Genomic DNA, 1648 nt, shown 5'->3' on the forward strand with positions numbered 1-1648 from the left:
TCCACCTCGTGCTCGTCGGCCCGCCACCGCGGGCCGTCCCGGTGCCCGGCGTCGGCGTCGGCGAAGGCGAGCAGCCGGCGCGGCCGGGCCTCGGCCAGCATCCGGTGCGACTGCGGGCCCCGGCCGTGCAGGTTGACCGCCAGGTCCGGCGGCGGGCCGGACCACGACAGGTGGCCCAGCCCGTCCGCCTCGACCAGCCGGTCCACCGCGCCGGTCAGCGCGACCAGCGGCGCCAACCAGCGCGGCGCGACCAGCGCCAGCTCCTCACCGGGGTACGCGGCACGCACCGCGCGCAGCGCCGGCACCCCGGTCGCGAGGTCACCGACGCCGAGCGCCCGCAGCACCAGGATCACGGGTACGACGACTCCTGCTCGGCGCAGACCACCAGTTCGCGTACCGCGCAGCCGGGCGGCTGGGAGAGCGCGAACAGGACCGCCTCGGCGGTGTCGGCCGGGTCGTTGAGGACGGCGTCCGGGCCGGGCCTGTACTGCTCGTCCCGGTCGTCGAAGAACGCCGTCCGCATCCCACCCGGGATCAGCAGCGTCACACCCACCTTCCCGGCCAGCTCGGCGGCGAGCGCCCGGGTGAAGCCGACCACCCCGAACTTCGCCGCGCAGTACGCGGTCGCGTCGCTGACCGCCTTCACCCCCAGCGTGGAGGCGACGGTGACGATGCTGCCCCGCGACGCCGCCAGGTAGGGCAGCGCCGCCCGGATCACCGCCGCGGTGGCGAGCAGGTCAACCGTGACGATCCGTTCCCAGGTCTCCCCCGGCACGTCGGCGAGTCGGCCGGGCACGTCCATCCCGGCGGCGGTCACCACCGCGTCCAGGCCGCCGGACCGCTCGGCCAGGTCCCGGGTGGCGGCCTCGGCGGCCCGGGTGTCGGCCAGGTCGCACTGGATCCACGGCACCCCGTCCGCGGGGCGCTGCCGGTCCAGCACCAGCGGTCGGCCGCCGGCCCGGGCCACCGCCGTGACCACGGCCGCGCCGAGCCCGCTGGACCCGCCGGTGACCAGGACGGTCGGTCCGCTGCCGGGCAGTTCGCTGCTCATGCCGCCGCCCACCGACGGCCGGCGACCCGGGTCCCGGACCTGACGATCCGCTCGCTCATCGTGCCCCCTCCTCCACGGTCGACGGGGCGACCGTCGTCCCGCCCGCCGGTTGCGCCACGGTCGTCGCCGGCCAGTCGCCGGAGCCCCGGCCCGCCCGCGCCGCGGCGATCATGTCGGTGGTGGACCGCCCGTCGAGGTAGGGCACCACCACGGTGTCGCCGCCCCAGCGGCGCAGGATCTCCGCCTCGGGCAGCGACTCCTCGCCGCCGTAGTCGCCGCCCTTGACCCAGATGTCCGGCCGCAGCCAGGACAGCGCGGCGTGCGGGGTCGGCTCGTCGAAGATCAGCACCGCGTCGACGCAGCTCAGCGCGGCGAGCAGCCGGCACCGGTCGCCCTGCGGTACGACCGGCCGGTCGGCCCCCTTCAGCCCGGCCACGCTGGCGTCGGAGTTCAGGCAGACGACCAGGCAGTCGCCGAGCTGGCGGGCGGCCTGGAGGGTCGCCACGTGGCCGGCGTGCAGCAGGTCGAAACAGCCGCCGGTCGCCACCACCGTGCCGCCCGCCGCCCGCACCTCGGCGACCACCGCCCCGGCGGCCG

General features: G+C 77.2%; 3 protein-coding genes. All 3 read right to left on the minus strand.

What is annotated here, in order from left to right; genetic code table 11:
• A partial coding sequence (locus tag MRQ36_RS32840; protein WP_374251273.1) for a glycosyltransferase family 9 protein occupies positions 1 to 353 on the minus strand: 353 nt, incomplete at its 3' end.
• Entirely contained in the window at positions 350 to 1051 is a 702-nt protein-coding gene (locus MRQ36_RS32845) for an SDR family oxidoreductase (protein WP_242801711.1), read from the minus strand. The genes MRQ36_RS32840 and MRQ36_RS32845, both read right to left, overlap by 4 nt.
• A gap of 55 nt (positions 1052 to 1106) precedes the next feature.
• On the minus strand, positions 1107 to 1648 hold a 542-nt coding region (locus tag MRQ36_RS32850), incomplete at its 5' end, for an adenylyltransferase/cytidyltransferase family protein (protein WP_242801713.1).

This window comes from Micromonospora sp. R77, assembly GCF_022747945.1.
Lineage (GTDB): Bacteria > Actinomycetota > Actinomycetes > Mycobacteriales > Micromonosporaceae > Micromonospora.

Excerpts from the sequence above, each read along its gene's own strand:
- MRQ36_RS32845 (WP_242801711.1), bottom strand. The coding sequence starts at position 1,051 with ATGAGCAGCGAACTGCCCGGCAGCGGACCGACCGTCCTGGTCACCGGC.